This window comes from Pseudoduganella lutea, assembly GCF_004209755.1.
GTDB classification, from domain to species: domain Bacteria; phylum Pseudomonadota; class Gammaproteobacteria; order Burkholderiales; family Burkholderiaceae_D; genus Rugamonas; species Rugamonas lutea.
The window spans coordinates 3,631,922-3,653,737 of the sequence record NZ_CP035913.1 but is presented as its reverse complement, the minus strand read 5'-3'; the positions used below and the strand labels follow the sequence as shown (position 1 = coordinate 3,653,737).

The following is a 21,816-nucleotide window of genomic DNA, read 5'->3' as shown; positions in this document are numbered from 1 at the left end:
TCCTTATTTGTATTGTTGCTGCTTCTTGTCGTAGTACGCCTTCAGCGTGTGGAACGCCTGCTTGCGTTTGCCGCTTTGCGAGATCAGGCCCTTGCGGTTCCAGAAATCCTGGTAATACGGGTGTGGTCGGCGCGGCGAGCGGAAGTCCACCAGCACCCACGGCGTGATGCCGCGCAGCCCGGGAATCGCTTCGAGCATCCTGAACTGGTTCTTGTAGAGCTGGTCCTGGTATTCCTCGGTCCAGCGCGTGTCGGCATCGCCATGGAAGCCGCCCAGCGCATCAGCGCCGAACTCGGTGATCATCACCGGTTTGTCGTACGGGATATTGAAGTGGAAGTCCAGCATGTCCTTGTTGCTGGCCCAGTACCAGCCGGCATATTCGTTGAAGCTGGCGAGATCGAGTTTTTCGGCCAGCGGATCTTCCACCGTGACTTCCTTGCCGTTGCGGTGCACTTCCAGCGCGGCGCCAACGAGGCGCGTGTCGTCCAGCGCGCGCACCGTGTCGGCCAGCTTGAACATGAAGGCGTTGCGCGGTGGGCTGACGGGCGTCTCGTTCCCGATCGACCAGACGACGACGCTGGCGCGGTTCTTGTCGCGCACAATCAGGTCCGTCAGCTGCGCCTGCGCGTTCTGCAGGGTTGCCGGGTTTTCCCACGAGATCGTCCAGTAGACCGGCACTTCGGCCCAGACCATCAGCCCCATCTCGTCCGCCAGCCGTATCATTTCCTCGCTGTGCGGGTAATGCGCCAGCCGCACGTAGTTGCAGTTCATGTCCTTGGCCCACTGCAGCAGCATGCGCATGTCGCCGGCACCGCGCAGGCGCCCCGGGATCAGCGGGTTTTCATCGTGGATCGAGACGCCGCGCCAGAACGTGGATTTGCCATTCAGGAGGATGTCCTTGCCTCTGGTTTCGATGGTGCGGAAGCCGATGCGGTCGCTGACCTTGTCGCTGCCGGCGGCGATCGTCACGCCGTACAGCTTGGGGTCTTCCGGCGACCAGTACTTCAATTTGCTGACCGGGATGCGGATGGCGGCGCGACCGTTCGCATCGGTGCGCACCTTTGTCGACAGGTTCGCCTCGGGAATCGCGACGGTGATTTCCTGGTCCTTTTGCGTGCCATCGAGCTGCACGTAGCCCTCGATGCGGCGCGCATCGCCTTTCGCCAGCTGCACCTTGTAGTCGGCGATATAGGTGGCGGGCACTTCGGCCAGCAGCACGTCGCGCGTGATACCGCCGTAGTTCCACCAGTCGGTGGAGACCGTCGGGATCGCGTCCTGGTGGCGCTTGTTGTCGGCCTTGACGACCACGGTGTTCGACCCGGCGGCCAGCTTGCCGGTCACTTCGAACTGGAACGGCGTGAAACCGCCCTTGTGGCTGCCCAGCTTTTTCCCGTTCAGGTAGACGTGCGCCTCATAGTTGACGGCGCCGAAGTAGAGGACATAGCGCTTGCCGTCCTTCGGCGCGGCATTGAATTTCTGCCGCATCCAGACGGTGCCTTCGTAGAATTCCAGCTTGGCATCCTGCGAATTCCAGTCGCCGGGAATGGCCAGCGTGGGCGAACCGTCGAAGCTGTATTCGACCACGTCGCCCTTGTCCTTCGGCTGGCGGTCGTCGTAATAACCGCCGGTCCCTTTGTCGGATTGGTCGTAGGGCTTGCGGCGGTAATCGTAATAGCCCGTTTCATACGGGTCGACGATGTAGTGCCAGCGGCCGTCGAGGTTCTGGTGCGTGCGTCCCTGGATATTTTGCAGCGCGGGGTCGGCGAGCGCCGCGCAATGCCATGCCAGCGCGGCCACAGCCATGGCTTCAGCGGAAAAGCGGTTCAGCATCTTGTCTCCGTTATTGTATTTTTACGCTTTTTTGGCACGGAACGCGCTGCTGGTACCGCTACCAATTTTTGTGAAAATAGTAAGCGGGACAGTGCTGAAAGTCAAAGCAAAAAATACACACGATCGCGCGCCAACGCGACCGTGTGCCATATCCCGTCATTTGGCGGTTGCCGGGATACCGTGCAAGGCGCGAAATGCGTCACGATCGTTCCATTCCAGCCAACAATATGAAATCAGCTGGATCGCCACCAGCGTGCCGAGCGGCACGGCCAGCAATGCCGGCAGCGCCAGCGCCAGGGTCAGGATCCGGGCCCAGTTCTTCGCCAGCGATGCGCCCCACCCCAACAAGCCATGCGCTGCCGACAGCGCGGCAACGCCGGCAGGCAGTTGCCAGGCAATTTCCTTGCCGAGCAGCGATCCGGCGGTGAGCAAGGCGAGGCATGGCAGCGCATAGGCTGTGGCGAAAATGAAATGGGCACGCGCGGTCTTGGTGTAATTTTTCATCATTACCTCCTGGAGATGGAAGGTAATTTTTGTCCAAAAGGAAACTTTATTGATTGATTTTTAGCACTTCCACGGTTGACCGAATGCGCGGGAACAGCAACGGGTCATGTTGCCCGCTTCTACCGACGGCTCGGCGCAAGGCCATTTCCGCGTTCTTTCCACTTTCCTGTGCGCCGGGTTGCTGCTGCGTTATATCAGCACGCATGACTTCACCATCGTCGCGTGGTACCGTATAGTGTTCGGCACCGTGGTTTCGCCACGGCCTGCACCGGCGCGGTTGCCTGGGTCGACTCGATCCTGGCGCAGCAAACCCGGGCCGAACCTCATCCCCGGGTTTTAAAGCATATCAATGGATCAACTGGACATCTCCCAACGCGCCCTGCACCTGCTCGAATCGGTCTTCGGTTACTCGGCCTTCCGTGGCCAGCAGGCAGAAATCGTCGAACAGGTCGCCAATGGCGGCGATGCGCTGGTGCTGATGCCCACGGGCGGCGGCAAATCGCTGTGCTACCAGATTCCGGCACTGCTGCGCGATGGCGTGGGCGTCGTGATTTCGCCGCTGATCGCCCTGATGCAGGACCAGGTCGATGCGCTCGCCGAAGTGGGCGTGCGCGCCGCTTTCCTCAATTCCACGCAAACGTGGGAAGAAACTGCCCGCATCGAGCGCATGGTGCGCACGGGCCAGCTCGACCTGGTGTACGTGGCGCCCGAGCGGCTGATGACGCAGCGCTGCTTCGACCTGCTGCAGGATTCGCAGATCGCGCTGTTCGCGATCGACGAGGCACACTGCGTCTCGCAATGGGGCCACGACTTCCGGCCTGAATACATCAAGCTGTCGGTGCTGCACGAGCAGTTCCCGGGCGTGCCGCGCATCGCGCTCACGGCCACGGCGGACCAGCAGACCCGTGCCGAGATCGCGCACCGCCTCGATCTCACGAACGCCGCGCAGTTCGTTTCATCGTTCGACCGCCCGAACATCCGCTATTCCATTGTCGAAAAGACCAACGGCCGCAAGCAGCTGCTGGACTTCATCAGCGGCGAACATGCCGGTGATTCGGGCATCGTGTACTGCCTGTCGCGCAAGAAGGTCGAGGAAACGGCCGAGATGCTCAACGAGAATGGCATTCGCGCGCTGCCCTACCATGCCGGCATGGACCACGCGAAACGCGCGGCCAACCAGGCCCGCTTCCTGCGCGAGGAAAACATCGTGATGGTGGCCACGATCGCCTTCGGCATGGGCATCGACAAGCCCGATGTTCGCTTCGTGGCCCACCTTGACCTGCCAAAAAGCATCGAGGGCTACTACCAGGAGACGGGCCGTGGCGGCCGCGACGGCATGCCGGCCAGTGCCTGGATGGCCTATGGCCTGCAGGACGTGGTGCTGCAACGCCGGATGATCGACGAATCCGAGGCCGACGAAGACTTCAAGCGCGTGCTTGGATCGAAGCTCGATGCGATGCTGGGCCTGTGCGAAACGCTGTCGTGCCGGCGCGTGCGGCTGCTCGATTATTTCGGCGAGGCGTCTTCCCCGTGCGGCAACTGCGATACGTGCCTGTTCCCGCCGGTGTCGTTCGACGGCACGGTGCCGGTGCAGAAGCTGCTGTCGACCATCTACCGCGTCGACCAGCGCTTTGCCGCCACCCACGTGATCGAAGTGCTGCGCGGCCAGGAGACCGAGCGCATCAAGACGTGGCGCCACGACGCGCTATCGGTCTTTGGCGTGGGGGCCGACCGCAGCGAACAGGAATGGCGCGCGATACTGCGCCAGGTGATCGCGCTGGGCCTCGTCACGGTCGACCACGACCAGTACATGTCGCTGAAACTGACCGATGCCGCGCGCCCCGTGCTCAAGGGCGGCCAGAAGGTGCAGCTGCGCCAGTACCAGAAACCGGTCAAGGTCAAGCGCGGCTCCACGCCGAAGGGCTATGTGGAAACCGACCTCGCTCCGGAAGAACAGTCGATCTTCGAGCGCCTGCGCACCTGGCGGATGGGTGCCGCGCGCGAGCACAACGTGCCGGCCTACGTGATCTTCGTCGACGCCACGCTGCGCGAGATCGCCAAGGCCAAGCCCACGTCGCTGGACCAGTTGCGCGGCGTTTCCGGCGTGGGCGAGAAGAAGCTGGCGTCCTACGGCGACGACATCGTGCGCCTGATCCGCGACCTCACCTGATCGCTCCGGCTTTCATCCCCTGATCGCCGTTCGCCACTGCCCCGGCGGCACGCCCGTCGCCGCGCGGAAGCGGTGGCTGAAGTGGGACAGGTCCGCATAGCCGCACGCGTCGGCCACCTGCTGCAAGGGCAGCGCGCCAGTCTTCAGCAGCGCCCGGGCGCGGTCGATGCGCCGCGCCGCGATCCATGCCGACGGCGGCATGCCGAACGACGTGCGGAACATGCGCGCCAGGTGGAATTCCGACAGGCAGGCCACCTCGGCCAGCCTGCCCAGCGTGATGGCCTCGTGCAGGTGCGCCTCGATCCACTCGGCCAGCCTCCGGCGCAGGTAGGGCGCCAATCCGCCTTTCAGCCGCAAGTCCGGGCGCAGCGCCGCCTGGTCGTGCAACAGGTGCGACAGCGCCTCGTGCGTGATCTCGTTGGCGCGCAACAGGCCGTCGGTACCGAGCCAGGGCACCTGCAGCAGCGACTGGCACATCGCGGCCAGTTGCGGATTGTCGAAATAGGTGCGGTCCTGCAGCATCAGCTCGCGCGGCTCGCGGTCCAGTTCCACCACGGCGCGGCGCGTGAAGTGTTCGGGCATGAAATAGATGTGCATCAGCCGCAGCGAATCGCGCACCATCCAGCGCGACTCGTGCCAGTCCGGCAATGAGCACAGGCGGTGCGGGCCGCCGAACTGCCCCGGCGAGCCATTGCGCTCCACGCGATAGCCGCCCCCCAGGTAGCACGACAGCGTGTGGTGGCCGGGCTGGCTGTAGATGGTTTCCTGCTCGTCCGTATGGCGCTCCCACACGGCCGCCGCCAGGCCATCGCCCAACCATGCAAAGCGCTCCAGCGTGGCCTCGGTGCCGCTCATCGTGCGAAACACCGCGTGGCCCATCGCATCGGCCGGCGCCGCCGCCAGTGCCGCACGGGCCGCCGGGGTCATGCGCTCGTCGGGAATCGGGTTGGAAGGAGAGTTGGTGTTCATGGCGAAAAGTCTAGCACCCTCCACCGCTCCGCCAACGGCCCCGCCCGCGAAATGCGCAAGACCAGACAACCAGGCAATGTTCCCACCGCACAAAATCTCCAAAAACGGACATCCGAGTTTTGGTGGTTTTACAACATGGGGACAGTCCCGCCCGGAGGGACAGTCCCCGAACTTTTTACAACAGCTTGCGATCGGGAATGAAATGAATGCTCTTCTCTATGCGATTACCGTGCTGATCTGGGGCACGACGTGGATCGCCATCAAGCTCCAGCTGGGCGACGTGCCGGCGCCGGTGTCGATCGCGTGGCGGTTCTGGCTGGCGGCGGCGGTGCTGCTGGCGATCCTGGTGGTGACGAAAAAGCCCGTGTGGCCGCCGCGCCGGGCATGGCGCTATCTGGTGGCGCAGGGCACGGCGCTGTTCTGTTGCAATTTCCTGTGCTTTTACTATGCCAGCGCGCATGTGCCGAGCGGCCTCGTGGCCGTGGTGTTTTCCACGGCGCCGGTGTGGAATGCGATCAACGGCCGGCTGTTCATGGGCCGGCCGATCCGGGGATCGGTGATGGGGGGCGCGGCGCTCGGCCTGGCCGGCATCGGCCTGCTGTTCCTGCCGCAGATGCAGGGCCACTGGACTGACGCGAACCTGCTTGTCGGCCTGGCGCTGGCACTGCTGGGCACGCTGTGCTTCTCGGCGGGGAACCTGCTGTCGTCGCGCATGCAGGCGCTGGGACTGACACCGTGGCTGACGAACACGTGGGCCATGTTCATCGGCGCCGCCATCCTGACGCTTGGCGCGCTGGCGCTCGGCATGCCGTTCCGCATCGAGCCGACCACGCAATACGTGGGTTCGCTGCTGTACCTGGCGATCCCCGGGTCGGTGATCGGCTTCACGGCCTACCTGCTGCTGGTCGGGCGGATGGGGCCGGACCGCGCGGCCTATTGCACGGTGCTGTTCCCGGTGGTGGCGCTGACGGTATCGTCGGTCTACGAGGATTACCACTGGAGCGCCGCCGCGTTCGGCGGGCTGGCGCTCGTCATCGCCGGCAACCTGCTGGCCTTCCTGCCCGTGAAAGCAAAAGCGCCGGCGGCCGCGGTGGCGGCGCCGGCGCGTTCATGACGGCGATGAAGACTACTTCTTCGTGAACACCAGGTCCCACACACCGTGGCCCAGCTTCAGGCCGCGGTTCTCGAACTTGGTCAGCGGGCGGTAGGCCGGCTGCGGCGCATAGCCTTGCGCCGTGTTTTGCAGCCCTTCTTCGGCGGACAGCACTTCCAGCATCTGTACCGCGTAGTCTTCCCAGTCGGTGGCCAGGTGCAGGTAGCCGCCCGTTGCCAGCCGGTCGACCAGCAGCTTCACGAACGGCGCCTGGATCAGGCGGCGCTTGTTGTGGCGAGCCTTGTGCCATGGATCCGGGAAGAACACGTGCACGCCGGCCAGGGTGCCGGCCGGGATCATGTTGTTCAGCACCTCGACCGCATCGTGCTGGATCACGCGCAGGTTCGTCAGCCCTTCTTCGCCGATCAGTTTCAGCAGGCTGCCCACGCCCGGCGTGTGCACTTCGACGCCGATGAAATCCTTCTCCGGCATGTGCTTGGCGATGTGGGCCGTGGTCTGGCCCATGCCGAAGCCGATCTCCAGGACGACCGGCGCGGTGCGGCCGAACGCCGCCGCCGTGTCCAGCGGCGCCTTGGCGTACTCGATCATGTATTGCGGCCCCAGGTCGTTCAGCGCCCGCTCCTGCGCGGTGGACAGGCGGCCGGCGCGGGTGACGAAGCTCTTGATGCGGCGTTCGGTCGGGTCGTACAGCATGGACCGCGCGGGGCCCTTCGGTGGAGTTTCGGAAGACATGGAACTTTGCTGAAAAAAACGGCGATTATAGCAGTTGCCCCAGCGCCAGCAGCGCCTTCCGGTCTGCTACACTTGCCTCATCCCACCATCCTGGAACCGAACATGACGCAAGCCTGGCCACATCCCGTGCAGGCAGTACAGGCCCTTCCATGCGTACCGGACATCCTTTCCGTGATGGCCGAGATGACGGGCTTGCGCTTCGTCTGCGTGGCCCACGTGACCCCCACCAGCTGGACCACCTGCGCCGTGCTGGACCAGATCGGCTTCGGCCTGCAGCCGGGCGACCCGCTCGACGTGCGCACCACGCTGTGCAACAGCGTGCGCCAGATCGACGCGCCAATCGTGATCGACCATGTGAGCCAGGACGACCTGTTCAACAACCACCCCTGCCCGCGCCAGTACGGTTTCGAAAGCTATATCTCGATTCCCATCTATGACAGCCAGGGCAGCTTCTTCGGCACGCTGTGCGGGCTGGACCCACGGCCGATCACGCTGTCGGGATCGAAGACGGTGAAATCGCTGGAACTGTTCGCGCAACTCATTTCCAAGCAGCTCGAGGCGGAAAAGCGCCATGCCGACCATGTGTCCGAGCTGAGCAACGAACGCGTCACGTCGCAATTGCGCGAACAGTTCATCGCGGTGCTGGGGCACGATATCCGCACGCCGCTGTCGTCGATCCTGCACGGCGCCCAGCTCCTGCAGCGGCGCGGCGTCGACGAGACCACGCTGACGATCGCCCGCACGATCCAGCGCAGCAGCCAGCGCATCGCCCGCATGATCGACGACGTGCTCGATTTCGCCCGCGGCCGGCTGGGCGGCGGCATCGCCACGGAGCTGGAAGCGGTGGACGACCTGGCCGAAGCGCTGGCGCAGGTGGTCGTCGAGTGCAAGAGCGAGCATTCACAACGCGCGATCGTCAGCGATATTGCCATTCCCGGCACCGTGTGGTGCAACCGCGACCGCGTGACGCAACTGCTGTCGAACCTGCTGGCAAATGCGCTGCGCTATGGCGAAGCCGGCACGCCCGTCCACGTGAGCGCCAAAGTGGAGGACGGCACGTTCAAGCTCTGCGTGGCCAACGAGGGCGAAACGATCGCGCCGGAAAAACTCGGCAAGCTGTTCCAGCCCTACTGGCGCGACGATGACGGCCAGCCGCGGCGCGGCCTTGGCCTGGGCCTGTACATCGCATCCGAAATCGCCCATGCCCACGGCGGCACGCTGAGCGCGGTATCGCAGCATCGCCACACCGAATTCACGTATTCGGCGCCGGCCGGGCTGCGATAATAGCAGCCCCGCCATTCCCGGATCGACTCGTGCAACTTGTTCTCATCGCAATCATCATCGTGGCGCTGCTGGCGCTGTATTTCCTGCTGAAGGGCCGGCCGAAGCCCGCGCCATGGCAGGGCCACCCTGCCGGCGGTTCCTACACGCCGGCGCCGGACGGCGAACCGGTCCGGCACTGGTCCGACGGCGGCCGCTTCGAGCTCGAGGTGGTGGGTGAATCGCGCTACCGCGACACGATCCAGGCACTGGCAGGTGACCACGGCGAAGGCAAGGCGGACGCCCGCCACCCCGCCCTGCTGCTGCCGGACGATGCCAATCCCTACGAGGACAAGGCCGTGGCCGTATTCCTGTCCGGCCGCATGGTGGGCTACCTGGCGCCAAAGGATGCGCTGGCGTTCCGCCAGATGCTGGCGCGCCACGAGATCGACGGCAAGCCGACGTCGACGGACGCCGCGGTGCGCGGCGGCGGCACGTGGGAAGGCAAGCGCCTTGCTTATTCGGTGTGGCTGGATGTATCGCTGACCGGCTGAGCTGCCGGCAATGCTGACTCGTGCCGAATGGCGAGAATGCGTTCTTCGAGCTGCCCGCCATCGATCAGTTCGCGCGCCAGCGCACGCGCCTCGATCTCGGCCGCATGCTCGCGCTTGAACAATGCCGGCGTTTCGATCACGATGGGCGGCTCGAACGCACGGCCCGTATAGCGGTGTGCCTTGATGTGAATGCAGCCCCGATAGCGCCCGGATTCCTCCGCCACCTCGACGCTGTAGACGTAACCCTTTACCCAGATATCTTCGGTCATGCTACTTCGGCAATGTGAAAGCGCGGATGCTAGCACGCGCGACCGGGGCCGCGCGCACGCTTGCCGCCCTGGCGGTAAGCCGTTCCTACAGGAACATCAATGGGCCTTGCCAAGATGTTCGCGCACGGCTTTCGCACTGGTTCCCGCTTCCTGCACGGCCTTGCGCAATTCGTCCGGCGACAGGCCCAGCTCCTTGGTCCAGTAACGCAGTTCCCACTCTTCGTTGACATTGATTCGGCTGCGATCCTGCGGGCCGCGTTCTTGCAGATTGTCCGACATGATGTTCTCCTTGATCGATAATCCGAGGCAAAAGACTCGACACGACAAACGTCGTTCATGAAAGGATCGCGCCCGGTGCATTGCCGGTCGGTTAGCTGACGCACCTTGCGGCAAGATCGGTCGCGTATCTCAGTCGTCGAGCGGGCGGATATGCAGCCGGAATTCCTGCTGGTCCGGATAAGCACGCAGCAACTCCAGCGGCGCGCGCCGGCGGCTCGCCCATTCACGCACGAGCTCTTCGGCCTCCTACGATGCGTTCGCGCCCAGCACGATGCCCGTCAGCGCTTCCGGCTCGAACGCCACCGGGCCCGGCCCCTCGTAGCGGATGGCCCGCCATTCGCCTTCATACAACCAGTGCCGGCTCTTCATCAGGAAGGTCTTGGCCGCCATGTCCTCGTCGCCGTCGCGGAACGGGTTGACCAGTTCGCGCCGCGACTCATAGCCGATCGGCCGCGCATCGCGCAGGAATGCCGCGCGCGGATCGAAGCGCAGGCAAACGCCCTTGTGGCAATCGGCATAGTGCGACCACATCAAGATATGGTCGCGCTCCGAGGACAGGCACAGCACGCCCACTTCCTCGGCCAGGATCCGCGAATGCAGCTGCTGGATCTTTTGCTGCCCCTGCGGCGTGCGAAGGTCGGTGGCGGGATCGGCCAGGATCTTTTCCAGCTCTTCCTCGCATGCCCGCTCGGTGAGCTCCGGCATCTGCTTGCTGCACATCCGGCGGTAGTAAGCCTTCATCTCGTCGAACGGCGCATCGAAGGAAAACGCGGGCCGCGAATCGAACGGATCGTTGAACGTGCACGGCGGCGCAAAGTAGATCGTGTTGTCGCACACGATCTGCCGCGTGAACTCGATATCGCACTCGCTGGTGAATGGCCGGTATTTGTAGAGATATGCCGGGTCCACGATTGATCCTCCCGCCTCGATGCCGAACGCTGTGATGACGAACGCTTTAATGACGAATAATCTTAGCGAAACGGGCAGGATGGCGCGCACGGCCGCCGTGGCGGCCGTGTTGTGACGAACAGAAATGCGCAGCCGGTAACCGAGTGTCGGGAAGCGTCAGAACTTCGCACGGATGCCGAACACGATGCCGCGCCCGGCCAGCGGCGCGATATCCTTCAGCACCGACGTCGACGTGCGGATCTCGTCATCGAGCAGGTTTTTCGCCAGCAGGAAGTACGTGAGGTCGTAGGCCCCCGCCTTCTGCGTGTACGAGAGATTCGCATTGAGCTGGTTGTAGCTGTCCGTGGGCGTGCTCTCGAACGATGCAAGCCGGTCCTGCCCGCGCGCATGCACGAGCGACAGCCCGGCGCGCAGCGCATCCATCTTGTAGGCAAGCGAAGCGCCGATGCGATCCGCCGGTTGCAGCGGCAGGCTGCCGCCGGCATCGGGCTTGCCGCGCGAGGTATCGGCAAAGACGCGGCCCGACCAGCCCGCGCCATGCTCGTTGACCGTCAGCTCGGCCTCGGCGCCGCGGATCGTGGCATTGCCCTGCTCGAAGATGCGCTCGCGCAGTTCCTCGCCGGGGTTGCCCTCTTCATCCACGAGCGCGCCGGTCACATTGCCATAGATAAAATCATCAACCTTGTTGCGGTAAAGGTTCGCCTTCCACCGCACCAGGCCACTCGTCTTTTGCACCGACAGCTCGACGTTGCGCGACACTTCCTTGGCGAAGTCCGGATTGCCGATGTCGAACGTGACGGTGGCATCGTGCGGGCCATGCGAATACAGCTCTTCGGTGGCCGGTGCGCGCTGCGCATACGAGAACGTGAGACCGGCGGCATAACCCTGCATGAACGGCCACTGCGCACCCACGGAGCCCGATTTCAGGTTAAACGAACGGTCAACGCCCGCAGTTATTCCCGTCTTGGGCTGGCGCTTCACGTGCTCGAGCCGTCCGCCGACCGACAGGCGCACCGGCCCAAGGTCTTTTTCCTCGACGAGGAAGCCGGCTTGCGACGTCGACCGCGTGACCGGCACCGTATCCGGCCCGCCTTCGGCCGACAGCGCGGAGAAGTGCGTGTTCTCCGTCTGGATGCCGAACGTGCCGCGCCAGCCGGCCACTGGAAGGTGCGACAGCTCCAGGCGCGTTTCGGTCGAGCGGTTGTCGAAGACGACTTCGGGCGCGTCGTCTTCGCCCAGCTCCGCATGGTTGTAGCTGGTGTGGCCGGCCTTGAACTTCAGGTTCTCGAAGCCGGCGAACGGCGCACGGATCAAGCCTTCGATGTCGTAGCGCGTCTGTTCCTGGTCGATGCGCGAGCCTTCGGCGCTGGGGATGCCGTACAGGTTCGTCAGGTGCGACACCGACGCGCCGACATGGCCCCAATCGTCGACATACGAACTGCCGATGCCAACGTTGCGCTCGCGTGTAAAGGAGTTCGCAAGCCGGCCGGAACCGGATGCCGGATCGCCGATGATGCGCGTGCCGGGAATCCTGTAGTCGTCCGCGTTGCGCCAGTTACCGTCCGCATGCAGTGCGAACTTGCCAATGGCACCATCGATCGTGCCGGAGGCGTTCTTGCCGGTATCCACGGTGCTGTAGCGCGCCTCCGCCTGGCCGGTCAGCTTCGGCTCCAGCGTTGTCGGGATGCGTTCGTTGACGACGTTGACGAGGCCACCGATCGCGCCCGAACCATAGAGCAGCGCAGCCGGGCCGCGCAGGATCTCGATCTGGCGCGCGACGGCGCCTTCGGCCGCCACCGCGTGATCGTTCGACAGGCCGGAGACGTCGGACACGGCCATGCCGTTTTCCAGCATTTTTACACGCGGGCCTTCCATGCCGCGGATGATGGGCCGCGACGCGCCGGCGCCGAACGCGGAGGCGGACACGCCCAGCTCCTGCGACAGCGTTTCGCCCAGCGAGCTGCCGGCCTTGTCGCGCAGCTCGTCGCCCTGCAGCACCTTGGCCGGCGTGAGGATCTGGTCGCCCTCCCCGCTGCGGAATGGATTGGCGGTGACGATGACTTGCTGGACCTGGCCGGCGCCCTGCGGGTCGGCACCCTGCATATCGGCGCTGGCGCTCGCGGTCTCGGCGAATGCGGTGGACGATGCGATGGAAGACAGGGCGGCCAGGATGGCGCTGGCCAGCAGTGTTTTTTGCGTGTTCATGTGTTGCGTACCTCGAATAGGGAATGACGAGCCGCCGCCGCGCAATGCCTGCGCGGCGGCTCAAGTTGCGACTTGCTTGTGCTGGTCAGGCCCTGGGCGGGGCACGCGGCTGGAACGCGCGGACGGCCTTGCTGCCGGCCACTTGCGCGGAAAATTCCTTGATCGGCAGATAGCCATTGCCGGCGATCTTGAAGTGATACGACGGGACGCCGAGTGCGTACGCAAATTGGTCGGCGGAGAGGCATTGGGCGCACAGGTGGTCCGCGGCCGTCAGCGGCGCGCCGCCATCCCTGTCGCGCAACTGCTCCGTGACCGTGCGCTGGACGTGCGTATAGCCGTGCGCCAGTGCCAGTTGCTGGGAGACCAGCAACAGCAGGGAGAGCAGCAGTTGGACAAATACGCGGGGGGACATGCGGCTGTGCGGGAGAGGCTTTGGATGGCTGGCCCGTGACGGGACTGGCTGCGAATTGGCTGCGGATTGGCTGCAAACCTGCTGCGAATTTTCTGCGTACCGACTACAACCGGGAATCTGGAGCGGGTGAAGGGGATCGAACCCTCGTCTTAAGCTTGGGAAGCTCCTGCTCTACCATTGAGCTACACCCGCGTGCCTCGCATTCTACGCGCGATTGATGGGCGCTGACAATATTGCAGGCTTAACGCAAGCCGCTGCTCGGGTGCGCCCCTCTTAGCATACACCCGCCATCTTGTACCTTTACTCCGGCTGCTCCACCGCATATCCCTTGATCTGCAGCTCCGCCAGCAAGGGCTGCTTGCCAAGAATGAGCTTGATCGGCAGCACGGCGAACGTGACCTTGTTCGCCACCAGCGCCTTCTCGGCGGCGCCAAGCCAGGCGGCGCGCATCTTCGTGTCGATGTTGCCGAAGCCCTGTTCCTGCATGATCTTGTTGTTCTGTACCGCGTCCAGGCAAGCCGCTTCCTGCTCCGAGAAATCGAGCGCGTTGATCGCTTCGATATCGCCCTTCGCCCAGGCATTGGCGCGGACGCGCAGTGCGTCCACATCGGTATTCAGGCGGTCGATCGTTTTCGTGAAGCAGGCCACGTCCTGCAGCGGCGTCTTCTTGAATTCGCGCACGGCCTTGACCGGGCTGTCCACGCGCATGTCGACATGGGTGGACGTGATCTTGACCTTGTTCTGCTTGGCGATCTGCGTCAGCTTGTCGCTCAGGTCCTTCTTCCTCGACAGCCCCGCCGCGTCGGTCGCCTTGGCCGACAGTGCCTGGGCCGCGAACAGCGGGCGCTTGCGCTCGAAGCCGTCGTCATCCTCCAGGTATTTCTTGCGCAGTGCCAGCCAGCGCTCGTGCGTTTCCGGCGGTACGAGGTCGCTCAGCACCTTGTCCTCCGGGTTATTTTCCATGCCGATCATGAACGGCAGTACGGTCAGGCCGCGCAGCCAGCCCACGCCCAGTTGCGCAGAGGGCTCAGCGATGAATTCCTCCGACTGGGCGATGATCGATTCCACGCGCTGCGAGCGCCATTCCATGCCTTTCGGCAGGGGGCCATAGGTACCGAATACCCACAGCACATGGTCGCCCCTGGACACCTTCCACAGACCGGGGCCGGGCCGTTGCCCCACCACGAGGATCTGCTCCGGCGCAGCTTCGGTGGCGACCTCGCTAGTGGCTTCGATGGCGGCGGCCGGCTGCGGCGGCTCGGTCTGCGCCCAGGCGGAAGACGCCAGCAACGACAGACACAGTACGGGAACGGCGGTGGATACGAAACGGCGGGACATCGAGGACTCCTTGGTCTTTTATTGGCTACCCGGGCGCTTTCGTCACAAGGCGAAAGCTGGGCCATCGTATTGCAATTTCGCAAAGGAATCCAGTATTCGACGCTGTATCGACATGTCCCTTGATGGCGCACCGGGAACGCCGAATTACCTGCACTTTGCAAGTCACCAGGCTGATGCGACCTTCATTCCTGGTCGGGCTCGTGTCCACCATGGGGTCAAGCCCGTTTTCGGACACGAGCTCGGCATTAACGGACAGCACTACAGCTCAGTTCGTGTCCGTTTCGAGGGTTGACCCCAAGGTGCCCCAAGGTGGACACGGGCTCGACACTCATCAACAGCGCTGCAGCGACCGACACTGCCGAGCATGTAGCCGAAGTACATTCGACGTCGCATTACTGTAGTGTAGATACAACCATCTGGCGATTTCGTGCTAAATCTTCTGGCCTTGCTCTATGCAGGCAATGTATTTTTGCTAAAGTTCTTCGAAATTGATATCTAGTTTTAATACAAAAAGGCCAAAACGTCGATGAGCGTGGCCAAGCCAGCACTTTCGCAAACCATGGAGACAACAATGCACGTCCAGGCATTTCCACGCAGTTCGCAGTCATCCTTCCCGTTGCATCCCATCGCTACCGCCTGCGCGGTGTTGCTGTCGGTACTGGGCGCCCCGGCAATGGCCCAGAGCACGGCCGATGCGCCGAATCCTGCCGCCAGCACCACGAGTACGGCGCAAGGCGGCATCGCCCAGGTGACGGTATCCGGCATCCGCCGTGGCATCGAAGACGCCATCTCCGTGAAGAAGGACGCCACGTCGATCGTGGAATCGATTTCCGCCGAAGACATCGGCAAGCTGCCCGACACGAGCATCGCGGAATCCATCGCGCGGCTGCCCGGCCTGGCCGCCCAACGCGTGGCCGGGCGGGCACAAGTGATCAGCGTGCGCGGGTTGTCGCCCGACTTCGCCACCACGCTGCTGAACGGCCGCGAGCAGGTGAGCACGGGCGACAACCGCAGCGTGGAATTCGACCAGTACCCCTCCGAGCTGCTGAGCGCGGTCACCGTGCACAAGACACCGGATGCGGGCCTCGTGGGCCAGGGCCTGTCCGGCACCATCGACATGCAGACCGTGCGGCCCCTGTCGTTCCCCGGGCGCACCATCTCGTTCAACGTGCGGGGCGAGAAGAACTCGCTGGGCAAGATCGCCAATGCCAAGGACCACGGCCACCGCGTGAGCGCCAGCTACATCGACCAGTTCGCCAACCGCACCATCGGCATGGCACTGGGCGTGGCGAACATGGAATCGCCGATCCTGGACAATGAAACCGGCACCTACGAACCGTTCGACCAGACCCGCATTTCCGGCGTGCCGGCCGGAACCTATGTGACGGCCGGGGTGAAGGCACTGGCGAAGAGCGGCCGGCTGACCCGCACCGGCGTGATCGGCGTGCTGGAATATCGCCCGAGCCGCATGTGGACCAGTACCCTCGATGTCTTCGCGTCGAACTTCAAGCAGGTCGACACGAACAACCAGTTCGAAGTCAACCTGGGCGGCTACAACGGCAGCAACAACCCGCTCGGCTTCAACTACAGCTCGACCAATATCGTCGACGGCACGCTGATCGGCGGTACCGCCACGGGCGCGTATCCGCTGGTGCGCGGCCAGCACAACCACCGTGAAGACCAGATCCGCACCGCCGGCTGGGCGAACCGGTTCAATTTCGGCGACTGGTCGCTGGTCGTGGATGCCAACTATTCGCAGGCCAAGCGCGACGAGACCTACCTGGAGAACAACCTGCAATTGCAGACCGCCAGCGGTGGCGCATTCAACGACCCGCTAATGACGGTTGGCTGGCAGACCGGCCACTTCGCACACCTGTCCGGCCAGCTCGACTACAGCAATCCGGCCACCCTGCATACGGGCAATTCGATCTATGGCTATGGCAAGACCTACTCGCCGCACTTGAAAGACAGGCTGGCGAGCCTGAAGGTGGCGGCAAACCTGCCGGCGCCGGCGGCCATCGAAAACTACCTCGCCGGCTTCGACGTCGGCGTCAACCACAGCGACCGCACCAAGACCAAGCGCCAGCCCGAAGGCCAGCTGTTCGCGAAAGGCACGCCGACGATTTCCAGCGACCTGCTGTATGCACCGGTCGACCTGGGATTTGCCGGCGCCGGCATCGTGCCATCCTGGAACGTGCCGGCGGTGATCGCCAGGTACTTCGACCCGATCAACTACAGCCTGGCAAACAATGCCGGCACGATCAGCCGCGCGTGGGACGTCACGGAAAAAATCACGACAGCCTTCGCCCGCGCCAATATCGACAGCGAGATCGGCGGCTATTCTGTGCGCGGCAATATCGGCGCGCAGATCATCCGCACCGACCAGTCGTCGGAATCGCTGTACGCCGATGCGGCTGGCGTGGCCCACCCGATCGAGAGTGGCAAGAAGTACACCGACGTGCTGCCGAGCATGAACCTGGCCATCGGCCTGGACGACAGCCAGACCTTGCGCTTCTCGCTGGCGAAGCAGATCGCCCGCCCCCGCGTGGACCAGCTCAACGCGGGCTTCAATTTCAGCGTTGCCAGCGGTACCCGGTTGCCGAACGGCAGCGGCGGCAACAGCAAGCTCGATCCATGGCGCGCCAAGGCATTCGACGTTTCATATGAAAAGTACTTTGGCAAGAAGGGCTACATCGCGTTGGCCGGTTTCTACAAGAAGCTGGACACGTATATCTACACCTTCTCGGAAACACGCGACTTCTCGCAATTCACGCCCGGCACGAATGCGATTTCCAACTTCGGGCAATACACCACGTCGTACAACGGCGATGGCGGCATCCTGAAGGGTGCCGAACTGACGGTATCGGTTCCGCTGGAGCTGCTGGCACCGGCGCTGGAGGGCTTTGGCGCGCTGGCCAGCACCTCGTACACGGAAAGCGGCATCGACATCAAGGAAGTCAATTCCGCGATCGGCAAGATCCAGCTGCCGGGCCTGTCCCGCAATGTCTCGAACATCACGCTCTACTATGAAAAGGCGGGCTTCTCGACGCGTGTCAGCGGCCGCCGCCGCTCCGACTACGTGGGCGAGATCGGCAACTTCGCCGGCGACCGCCAGCTGCGCTTCGTGCACGATGCGCCAACGGTCGATGCGCAGGTGGGCTACACGTTCGATGACGGCCGCTACAAGGGCCTGGGCGTGCTGCTGCAGGTGAACAACCTGAACAATGCCGCGTATGAGACCTATGCGAACCGCAAGGATCGCCAGCTGGAATATGCCAAATATGGCCGCACCGTGCTGTTCGGTGTGAACTACAAGTTCTGACCTTGTTTCCAAGGACGCCGGCGGAATAGTGCCGGTTTTGGCCCTGCAGGCTCATGGTCTGCAGGGTCTTTTTGCATCGGCGCCAGAAACGGTACGGATGGATATCCGGCCTCCATGCCGCGCCATTCAATCAGCGTCTTGCACCATCGCGAAGGAATCCATCACCCGATACATGGCAAAATCGGGGCACAACATGGAGACCGCATGACCAATCGCCGCCGCACCGCCCCTTTCGCCCCCTTTGCCGCCCTGGCTGCCGCCCTGCTGTTCCCGCTGACCGCCCACTCGCAGGATTACGAAGCCCCTGGCACTGAACACAACATGCCGATCTTCGCGCCCGCGCTGAAGGCGAAGATGACCTATCCGATGGCCTGGTCGCCGGAAGTAAAAGACTTGAAGGCGTGGCGTGAGAAGGGCCGCGCCAAGGTGTGGGAAGCCACGCTGCAGCAGCCCGACAACACGCCGTTCAAGGCGGAGGTGATCGCCGAGGAAGACCGCGGCAGCTATGTGGCGCGGCAGGTGGTGTTCAACCTGACCGGCATGAGCCGCGTGCGCGCGCTGCTGCTGGTGCCCAAGTCTCCCGGCAAGCATCCGGCCACGCTGATGCTGCACGACCATGGCGGCAAATTCGACATCGGCAAGGAAAAGATGATCGAGCCTTTTGGTATGGACAATGCGGCCGACGCGGCGAAGCACGCTTCGGCGAAGGCCTGGGCCGACAAGCATTTTTCCGGCCGCTGGCCCGGCGATGCGCTGGCCGCGCGCGGCTATGTCGTGCTGTGCGCGGATGCCGTGGGCTGGGGCGACCGTGGCCCGCTGACGGGTGAACAGCAGCAGGCGCTGGCCTCGAACTTCTTCAACCTGGGCAGCTCGATGGCCGGCAATATGGCGCTCGAGGATGCGCGCGCGGCGCAGTTCCTTGCATCGCTGCCGGAAGTGGACACGAAACGGGTGGCGGCGCTGGGCTTCTCGATGGGCGCCTTCCGCGCCTGGCAGGTGGGTGCGCTGTCCGATTCGGTCACGGCCGTCATCGCATCGAACTGGATGGCCACGACGGAAGGGCTGATGGTCCCGGGCAGCAACCAGCTGCGCGGCTCGTCGTCGTTCCAGATGATGCACCCCGGCTTACTGCGCTACCTCGATCATCCGGACGTGGCCAGCCTGGCCGCGCCGAAGCCCACGCTGTTCTTCGCGGGTGAAACGGACAAGCTGTTCCCCGTCGCCTCGGTGCGGGCGGCCTACGCGAAGATGGCGAAGGTATGGCAGGCCCATGGCGCCGCAGACCGGTTCGAGGCGATCGTGCGGCCGGGTGGCCACGAATTTCCAAAGGAAGCGCAGGATTATGCGTATGACTGGCTGGACCGGCAGTTCGGCAAGCCCTAGGCCTGGCCCGTTTCACGCTTTCCTCTTCAGCGCAGCAGCTGCAGGATCATCTTCGGCATCGAGTTCGCCTGGGCCAGCATCGCGAAGCCGGCCTGCTGCAGGATCTGGGCGCGCGTCAGCTTCGAGGCCTCGGCGGCGTAATCGGTATCCATGATGCGCGAGCGGGCGGCGGCCAGGTTTTCGGACGCCATCATCGCGTTGCCGTACGCGTAGGTGAAGCGGTTCTGCATGGCGCCCAGGCTGGCGCGCTGCGTGTTGAGGAATTCGAGTTTTTTATCGAGGAACTTCAGGGCTTCGGTGGCGCCGGCATGGCTGCTCATGTCGATGTCGGCATCCTCGCGGGTGGCCATGGCCCCGATCGCGAAGTCGATCGTGTCGCCCGCGCGGTCGCTGGCCTGCACCGCCCCGGAAAACGAGCCATCCAGCAGTGCGATGCCATTGAAACGCGTGTCGGCCACGATGCGCCGGTTTTCCAGGATCAGCGCGTTGACCTCGATCTGGATCGCCTGGCGGTCGCTGGCGTTGTTGGTGTCGTTAGCCGCCTGCACGGCCAGTTCGCGGATGCGCTGGTAATTGTTGCCGAGCTCGCCAACCGCCCCCTCGGCGGTCTGTGCCACCGAGATACCGTCGTTGAGGTTGCGGCCTGCCTGGCTGAGCCCGCGCAGTGATGCCGACATGCGGTCGGCGATGGCCAGGCCGGCCGAATCGTCCTTTGCCGAATTGATCCGCAGCCCGCTGGACAGGCGCTGCAGCGCCGTGTTCATGTCGGCCGTCGAGCGCGCGAGCGCCCGCTGGACGAACAGCGAATCCACGTTGGTGTTCAAGATCATTGCCATGCCGGCATTCTTTATTCATGAGAAAGGGAAATTTCCTCTACTCATCAATTACGGCATGGAAATGGAAAACTTCATCACCAATTGTCACGGAGCATCACATTTATTGCCGGGCTCGTGTCACGGTGCCTGGCATGCACACAGGCAGTTCATGGCCAAGTTTCTGTCCCCGAACCTGGCGCCAAAGATACGAGCTCGGTAGCCGGGGAGTTTGACGCGTGCAGACGCAAGGTGGCTTCGCGGGCATAGCGTGCGGCGCCGGGTTCGCCATTGCGTTCGGCGAGCTCGAACCATTGCAGCGCCTGGGCCATGTCGGCGCCGGTGCCCTGGCCGGAAAAGTACATCAGGCCCACGTTCAACTGGGCGCGCGCATGGCCCTGCAAGGCGGCCTGGCGATACCAGCCGAAAGCAAGCGTGAAGTCGCGCGGCACGCCCTGGCCATTGTCGTGGCGCAGCGCCAGTGCGAACTGGGCCTGCACGTGGCCCTGCTCGGCGGCCTTGCCATACCAGTCGCCGGCCCGCAGCACGTCCGGCGCGGGGCCGTCGTCGCGGTCGTGCAGCAGGGCCAGGTGGTACTGGGCGGCCGCGTATTCCTGTTCGGCCGCGCGGCTGTACCAGTGCATCGCCTCGGCCAGGTCCCGCGGCACATCCTGTCCCGTCTCATGGCGCAGGCCAAGGTCGAACTGGGCACGCACGTGGCCCTGGTGGGCGGCCTTGCGGTACCAGTCGATCGCCGCGCCGGCGTCGCGCGGCATGCCGCCGCCATTGTCGTAGAGCTGGCCGAGGTGGTACTGCGCCGCCGGGAATCCCTGCTCCGCCGCCTTGCGGTACCAGTGCGCAGCCTCGGCCAGGTCGCGCGACACGCCCTGCCCGGCCTCGTAGCGCTGGCCCAGGTTGTCCTGCGCGGCGGCATGGCCCAGCGCCGCGGCACGCCGGTACCAGTCCAATGCCTGCCGTTCGTCGCGCGGCACACCCAGGCCGCTGTCGTGGAGGAGGGCCAGGTTGAACTGTGCACTGACATGGTCCTGCTCCGCCGCCGCGCGGTACCAGCGCACAGCCGCGCCGCTGTCCTGTGGAACGCCGTCGCCTTTCTCATGGCGCAGCGCGAGGTTGAACTGTGCCGGCGCGTGGCCCTGTTCGGCCGCCTTGCGGTACCAGGCGACCGCTTCCCGCACGTCGCGCGCCACGCCCTGCCCGCTCTCGTAGCGCTGGCCCAGGTTGAACTGCGCGCGGGCATGGCCCTGGCCGGCGGCCTTGCGGTACCAGGCGATCGCCTGGGCATGATCCTGCGGCACGCCCTTGCCCGTGTCGTACATCATGCCCAGGTTGTTCTGCGCGCCGGCATCGCCCTGCTCGGCCGCCTTGCCGAACCAGTGGCGCGCCTCGTCGGCATTCATGGCCACGCCGTGGCCCTTGGCATACAGCCACCCCAGGTTGTATTGCGCGGGCGGGTAGCCCTGTTCTGCCGCGAGCCGGTACCAGTGCGCGGCTTCCGCCAGGTCGGTCCCGATGCCCTGGCCTTTCTGGTACATCACGCCCAGGTTGTATTGGGCTTGCGCGAGCCCGCCGTTGGCGGCTTGCCGGTACCAGGCCAGCGCCATCTCGAAGCTTTGCGGCACGCCATCGCCGTTGAAGTACCGGAAGCCCAGCGCGTGCTGCGCATGCGTCGCACCGTTCTCGGCCAGCGCGCGGATGCGCGCCACGTCGGCATGCGGTTCCCGGTCGGCCATCCG

At 64.3% G+C, this 21,816-nt stretch carries 18 protein-coding genes, 1 tRNA gene and 1 pseudogene; 7 read left to right on the top strand and 13 right to left on the bottom strand.

Going from position 1 to position 21,816, the window contains the following annotated elements; all coding sequences use genetic code 11:
- Positions 1-3: 3 nt before the first annotated feature.
- Both EWM63_RS15460 and EWM63_RS15455 read right to left on the bottom strand, forming a co-directional pair.
- Positions 4-1,830, bottom strand: coding sequence for a glycoside hydrolase family 2 protein (locus EWM63_RS15460; RefSeq protein ID WP_130187329.1), 1,827 nt, complete (start codon positions 1,828-1,830; stop codon positions 4-6).
- A 156-nt stretch (positions 1,831-1,986) separates the two neighbouring features.
- On the bottom strand, positions 1,987-2,337 hold the full coding sequence (locus EWM63_RS15455; RefSeq protein WP_130187328.1) for a hypothetical protein: 351 nt from the start codon (positions 2,335-2,337) through the stop codon (positions 1,987-1,989).
- Between the two features lie 151 nt (positions 2,338-2,488).
- Between EWM63_RS15455 and EWM63_RS15450 the strand changes: the two are divergent.
- Both EWM63_RS15450 and recQ read left to right on the top strand, forming a co-directional pair.
- Positions 2,489-2,625: pseudogene (locus EWM63_RS15450) on the top strand (undecaprenyl-diphosphate phosphatase); the annotation flags it as partial.
- Positions 2,626-2,683: 58 nt separating this feature from the next.
- Positions 2,684-4,504 carry a DNA helicase RecQ gene (gene recQ, locus EWM63_RS15445; RefSeq protein WP_130187327.1) on the top strand — a complete coding sequence of 607 codons (1,821 nt, stop codon included), beginning with the start codon at positions 2,684-2,686 and terminating at the stop codon, positions 4,502-4,504.
- A 12-nt stretch (positions 4,505-4,516) separates the two neighbouring features.
- Here the strand turns inward: recQ and EWM63_RS15440 are convergent, their stop codons facing one another.
- Positions 4,517-5,473 (bottom strand): AraC family transcriptional regulator, encoded by a 957-nt coding sequence (locus EWM63_RS15440; protein WP_130187326.1) that lies wholly within the window; start codon positions 5,471-5,473, stop codon positions 4,517-4,519.
- Between the two features lie 202 nt (positions 5,474-5,675).
- Between EWM63_RS15440 and EWM63_RS15435 the strand changes: the two genes are divergently transcribed.
- Positions 5,676-6,587, top strand: a complete 912-nt coding sequence (locus tag EWM63_RS15435) for a DMT family transporter (protein WP_130187325.1) — start codon at positions 5,676-5,678, stop codon at positions 6,585-6,587.
- 12 nt (positions 6,588-6,599) lie between these two features.
- Here EWM63_RS15435 and trmB read toward each other — a convergent pair whose 3' ends face one another.
- A complete protein-coding gene (gene trmB, locus EWM63_RS15430; RefSeq protein WP_130190400.1) occupies positions 6,600-7,280 on the bottom strand; it encodes a tRNA (guanosine(46)-N7)-methyltransferase TrmB in 681 nt (226 codons plus the stop codon).
- A 141-nt stretch (positions 7,281-7,421) separates the two neighbouring features.
- Here trmB and EWM63_RS15425 point away from each other — a divergent pair, with 141 nt between their 5' ends.
- Both EWM63_RS15425 and EWM63_RS15420 read left to right on the top strand, forming a co-directional pair.
- A complete protein-coding gene (locus tag EWM63_RS15425) occupies positions 7,422-8,603 on the top strand; it encodes a GAF domain-containing sensor histidine kinase (protein ID WP_130187324.1) in 1,182 nt (393 codons plus the stop codon).
- Positions 8,604-8,632: 29 nt separating this feature from the next.
- A complete protein-coding gene (locus EWM63_RS15420; protein ID WP_229487908.1) occupies positions 8,633-9,133 on the top strand; it encodes a hypothetical protein in 501 nt (166 codons plus the stop codon).
- Here the strand turns inward: EWM63_RS15420 and EWM63_RS15415 are convergent.
- The 7 genes from EWM63_RS15415 to EWM63_RS15385 form a co-directional block, all read right to left on the bottom strand.
- The gene (locus tag EWM63_RS15415) at positions 9,097-9,402 is read right to left on the bottom strand and encodes a hypothetical protein (protein ID WP_130187322.1); all 306 of its coding nucleotides are present in this window, start codon (positions 9,400-9,402) and stop codon (positions 9,097-9,099) included. The two genes, EWM63_RS15420 and EWM63_RS15415, sit on opposite strands and share 37 nt — an antisense overlap.
- Positions 9,403-9,498: 96 nt before the next feature.
- Positions 9,499-9,681 (bottom strand): DUF3606 domain-containing protein, encoded by a 183-nt coding sequence (locus EWM63_RS15410; RefSeq protein ID WP_130187321.1) that lies wholly within the window; start codon positions 9,679-9,681, stop codon positions 9,499-9,501.
- Between the two features lie 246 nt (positions 9,682-9,927).
- Entirely contained in the window at positions 9,928-10,590 is a 663-nt protein-coding gene (locus tag EWM63_RS15405) for a DUF2971 domain-containing protein (protein ID WP_130187320.1), read from the bottom strand.
- 156 nt (positions 10,591-10,746) lie between these two features.
- A complete protein-coding gene (locus EWM63_RS15400) occupies positions 10,747-12,795 on the bottom strand; it encodes a TonB-dependent receptor (RefSeq protein ID WP_130187319.1) in 2,049 nt (682 codons plus the stop codon).
- Positions 12,796-12,880: 85 nt separating this feature from the next.
- Entirely contained in the window at positions 12,881-13,207 is a 327-nt protein-coding gene (locus EWM63_RS15395) for a hypothetical protein (protein WP_130187318.1), read from the bottom strand.
- A 118-nt stretch (positions 13,208-13,325) separates the two neighbouring features.
- Positions 13,326-13,399, bottom strand: a tRNA-Gly gene (locus EWM63_RS15390).
- 108 nt (positions 13,400-13,507) lie between these two features.
- Entirely contained in the window at positions 13,508-14,545 is a 1,038-nt protein-coding gene (locus EWM63_RS15385) for a TraB/GumN family protein (protein WP_130187317.1), read from the bottom strand.
- Between the two features lie 571 nt (positions 14,546-15,116).
- Here EWM63_RS15385 and EWM63_RS15380 point away from each other — a divergent pair.
- The gene (locus EWM63_RS15380) at positions 15,117-17,867 is read left to right on the top strand and encodes a TonB-dependent receptor (RefSeq protein WP_130187316.1); all 2,751 of its coding nucleotides are present in this window, start codon (positions 15,117-15,119) and stop codon (positions 17,865-17,867) included.
- A 204-nt stretch (positions 17,868-18,071) separates the two neighbouring features.
- Complete coding sequence (locus EWM63_RS15375) at positions 18,072-19,250, top strand: dienelactone hydrolase family protein (RefSeq protein ID WP_130187315.1); 1,179 nt, start codon at positions 18,072-18,074, stop codon at positions 19,248-19,250.
- Positions 19,251-19,276: 26 nt separating this feature from the next.
- On the opposite strand, the gene EWM63_RS15370 is transcribed toward EWM63_RS15375, so the two are convergent.
- Both EWM63_RS15370 and EWM63_RS15365 read right to left on the bottom strand, forming a co-directional pair.
- A complete protein-coding gene (locus EWM63_RS15370; RefSeq protein ID WP_130187314.1) occupies positions 19,277-20,086 on the bottom strand; it encodes a flagellin N-terminal helical domain-containing protein in 810 nt (269 codons plus the stop codon).
- Between the two features lie 146 nt (positions 20,087-20,232).
- Entirely contained in the window at positions 20,233-21,813 is a 1,581-nt protein-coding gene (locus EWM63_RS15365; protein ID WP_130187313.1) for a tetratricopeptide repeat protein, read from the bottom strand.
- Between the last annotated feature and the right edge of the window lie 3 nt (positions 21,814-21,816).